Source organism: Burkholderia sp. E168m23, from assembly GCF_016586125.1.
Lineage (GTDB): Bacteria > Pseudomonadota > Gammaproteobacteria > Burkholderiales > Burkholderiaceae > Burkholderia > Burkholderia orbicola.
Genome location: NZ_BCPP01000672.1, coordinates 1 through 4071 on the forward strand (window position 1 = coordinate 1; position 4071 = coordinate 4071).

Below are 4071 nucleotides of genomic sequence, written 5' to 3' on the forward strand. Positions count from 1 at the left end.
TGCGGGCGCCGAGCGCGTGCTCGAACAGATCGTCGCGTGCTTTCCCGACGCGGACCTGTTCAGCCTCGTCGATTTTCTCGACGACCGCGCATTCGTGCGCGGCAAGCCGGTGAGGACGTCGTTCATCCAGAAGCTGCCGTTCGCCCGCACCAAGTACCGCAGCTACCTGCCGCTGATGCCGCTCGCGATCGAGCAGCTCGACGTGTCCGAGTACGACCTCGTGATCTCGAGCAGCCACGCGGTCGCGAAGGGCGTGCTGACCGGGCCGGATCAGGTGCACATCAGCTACGTGCATTCGCCGATCCGCTATGCGTGGGACCTGCAGCACCAGTATCTGGAACAGTCGAACCTCACGCACGGGCCGAAATCGCTGCTCGCGCGGATGATCCTGCACTACATCCGCAACTGGGACACGCGCACCGCGAACGCGGTGGACGGCTTCGTCGCGAACTCCGCGTTCATCGCACGGCGCATCAAGAAGGTCTATCACCGCGACGCGGCGGTGATCTTTCCGCCGGTCGACGTCGACGCGTTCTCGCTGAACGCGGTGAAAGAGGATTTCTACCTGACCGCGTCGCGGATGGTGCCGTACAAGAAGATCGACCTGATCGTCGAGGCGTTTTCGCGCACGCCCGAGCGCAAGCTCGTCGTGATCGGCGACGGCCCCGAGATGCAGAAGATTCGCGCGAAGGCCGGCCCGAACGTCGAGATCATGGGCTACCAGCCGTTCGCGGTGCTGCACGACCGGATGCGGCGCGCGAAGGCGTTCGTGTTCGCGGCCGAGGAGGATTTCGGGATCTCGGTCGTCGAGGCGCAGGCGTGTGGCACGCCGGTCATCGCGTACGGCAAGGGCGGTGCGCTCGAAACCGTGCTCGACCCGCAATCGAACCTGCACCCGACCGGCCTCTTCTTCGACGAACAGACGCCGCACGCGATCGTCGCGGCCGTCGACGATTTCGAGCGTGCGCCGCAGCGCTTCACGCCTGACGCGTGCCGCGCGAACGCGGAGCGCTTTTCCGCCGACACGTTCCGGCGGCGCTTTCTCGACTACGTGGAGCAGGCGCTGCCCGGTTCGACCGCGCAGCGCGGCACGGCTGCCCCGCTGCCGGCCGCGCGCGGCCCGGCGACGCTCGTGCTCGACCAGAGCGGCGTGCTCGGCGGCGCCGAGCTGTCGCTGCTCGAGATCATGAAACACATGCGCGCGAACGCCGACGTGCTGCTGTTCGCCGACGGTCCGTTCCGCGCGGCGCTCGACGAGATCGGTGCGCGCGTCGACGTGGTCGAGCAGGGTGCGCTCGCGGGCGTGCGCAAGCAGGGCGGCGTGTCGTTCGGCGCGGTGAAGCAGCTCGTGCGGCTGGTGCGCGACGTCGCCCGGCGCGCGCGCCGCGCCGAGGTGATCTACGCGAACACCCAACGCGCGATGGTGGTCGCCGCGCTCGCCGGGCGGCTCGCGCGCAAGCCGGTGGTCTGGCACCTGCGCGACATCGTCAGCACCGATCATTTCGGCGGCAAGCAGTTGAAGGCGATCAAGTATTGCGCGCGGCTCGGCGTCACGCGCGTGATCGCGAACTCCGACGCTTCCGCGCAGGCGTTCCGCGCGCTGACGGGCTTCACGCCGCAGCACGTCGACGTCGTGTTCAACGGCATTTCGGCCGAACCGTTCGACGCGCTGGAAGGCGTGAGCCAGGCCGCGCTGCGCGCGCGCCTCGGGCTGCCAGCGGACGCCTGGCTGGTCGGCTCGTTCAGCCGTCTCGCACGCTGGAAGGGGCAGCACGTGCTGCTGGAGGCCGCCGCGCGGCACCCGGACATGCATGTGGTGCTGGTCGGCGCGCCGCTGTTCGGCGAGGACGACTATGCGGCGCAACTGCACGAATTCGTCGCGCAGCACGGGATGGACGAACGCGTGCATTTCCTCGGGTTCCAGCGCGACGTGGCCGCGTGCATGACGGCGGTCGACGTTGTCGCGCACACGTCGATCACGCCGGAGCCGTTCGGGCGCGTGATCGTCGAGGGGATGCTCGCGCGCCGGCCGGTCGTCGCGGCGCGGGCGGGCGGCGTCGTCGAGATCATCGAGGACGGCGACAACGGGCTGCTTTGCGAGCCGGGCAACGCGGCCGCGCTGGCCGATGCGCTGGCGACGCTCAAGCGTGACCGCGCGCTGCGCGAGCGGCTCGTCGCGAGCGGGCGTGCGACCGCGGTGCGCCGGTTCGGGACCGAAACCTACGTGGAGCGGGTCGAGAAGATCCTCGCGGATACGGCGAAAGCCGCCAAGGCCGCGAACGCGAAGAAGTAGCAGCCGGCGCGAGCCGGCGGGAAAGGGGCCCCCATGCGGCGTTGCGCTGCGCGGGGGCTTTGCTTTTCAGCGGGCGAGGTGTCTGGCTCCGGCAGACGGGTGTGTTTGCGTCGCGAATCCGCGGCGGGCGCGAGCGTGGCCGACCGTCATCTGAAACCCGGATCGAGCCATCGGCAACGCGAAGCGGGCAGGCGGACCGTTGAAGTCGTGCCGCGGCAAACCCCGCAGAGACGGCTTACGCGGGGCGTAGCGCGGTCGGAGAGCGGCAGGCTGCCGTTCCTTGTCGAACCGGCCCGCGACCGCGTGCCGGCCGTGAAAAAGCCCCCGCGCAGCGAGACGCCGCACGAGGGCTCCGAGACCGGACGGGCCGGCCGGCCCGCGTCAGACGGCCTGTTCGGGCGTCGACGCGACGACGCGGGCGGCGCGGGTCGGCTTGAAGCTGGCCGACCACATCATCGCCGGTCGTTCGAACATCCGGTAGAACAGGTACGCGACCGGAATCGCGACGGCCATGAACGCGAACGACGGCCAGATCGACAGTTGCAGTTCGGAGTGGAACAGCACCGAGCCGAGGCAGACGAACAGCGGCAGGTGGATCAGGTACAGCGAGTAGCTGAAGTCGCCGAACCAGCTCAGCACGCGCAGCGGCGGCGTCGGGCGCGGCGGGCGGGCGAGCGCGCGGTACAGGAAGCACGCGAAGCCGGCCGACCACAGCTGGAATGCACCGTACTGGCCGACATGGAACGCGCCGCAGCCGGCGGCCAGCAGCACGGCGGCCGCGACGTACCACGCGCGCGACGGCACGACGGCCGTGTCGCGTGACTGCTGCGCGCGCACGTCGGCGATCCATGCGCCGATCGTCCAGGACAGCCAGTACGACGTGAAGAACTGCAGGTCGTGCCGTTCGAGCAGCCACGCCGACGCGACGTTGACGAGCGCGACCGTGGCCACGACCGCCGGCATGCCGATGCGCCGGCGAAGCGCGAACAGCAGCGGATAGATCGCATAGAACTGCACTTCGAGCGACAGCGTCCACAGTGCGCCGTTCGACCCGTACGTGTAGCCGGCGACGCCCTGCAGCGAGAACAGGTTCACGAGGAACGCGACCAGGCCGACGTCGCGGATCTTGTGGCTGACGGGCTCGATCTGCAGGCTGACCGCGTCGAGCGCGAGCGTGAACAGCAGCGCGGCGAGCAGCACCGGGTAGATGCGCGCGAAGCGGCGCACCCAGAAGTTCGGCGCGTCGAGCCGGTACGCGGGGTTGGCCGCGAGCTTGAGCGCCGCGTTGCGGTGGATGCAGTAGCCGCTGATCACGAAGAAGATCGGGACGCCGGCGGAGCCCCATGCGAACGGGAAGGTCAGGTAGCCGGCGATCACGCCCGGGCTGAGTGCATGACCGTAAGCATGATGGAAGCTCTGCATGCCGACCCAGACGACCTGGCGGCAGTGGAAATAGGCGACGAGCAGCGCCGCGAAGCCGCGCATCGCGTCGATCACGTGTTCCTTGTGATCGGCGACGGGCGGCGCGGCCAGAGACGATCCGCTGAAAGCTTGCATGCGATTCGATTCCTTGCGACGGATGGACGGGAAGTTTGATCCAATCGTAATGCGCAAGAATTCGGTCAATGAATAAAAAAATCTCGCCCGGAAATATCGGTATTCCACATCATGGATTTATCCCGGCCGCGAAAGCGGTTCGTCGAGGGGCGCGAATTATTTGCCGATTTTTTTCTGATAGTTTGAAAGCTCCAGTTGATTGATGCAAGGAGCGGCAAGAT

Annotated in this window: 2 protein-coding genes; one reads left to right on the top strand and one right to left on the bottom strand. The window is 68.1% G+C overall.

The genetic code is table 11. The features are described from left to right. The coding region (locus JMF90_RS27145) for a glycosyltransferase family 4 protein (RefSeq protein ID WP_201325654.1) at window positions 1-2293 on the top strand (2293 nt) is incomplete at its 5' end. Between the two features lie 381 nt (window positions 2294-2674). Here JMF90_RS27145 and JMF90_RS27150 read toward each other — a convergent pair. After that, window positions 2675-3850 (bottom strand): acyltransferase, encoded by a 1176-nt coding sequence (locus tag JMF90_RS27150; protein WP_011548080.1) that lies wholly within the window; start codon window positions 3848-3850, stop codon window positions 2675-2677. Window positions 3851-4071: the final 221 nt, after the last annotated feature.

Coding starts and splice junctions, on each gene's coding strand:
- JMF90_RS27150 (WP_011548080.1), bottom strand. CDS start 3,850: ATGCAAGCTTTCAGCGGATCGTCTCTGGCCGCGCCGCCCGTCGCCGAT.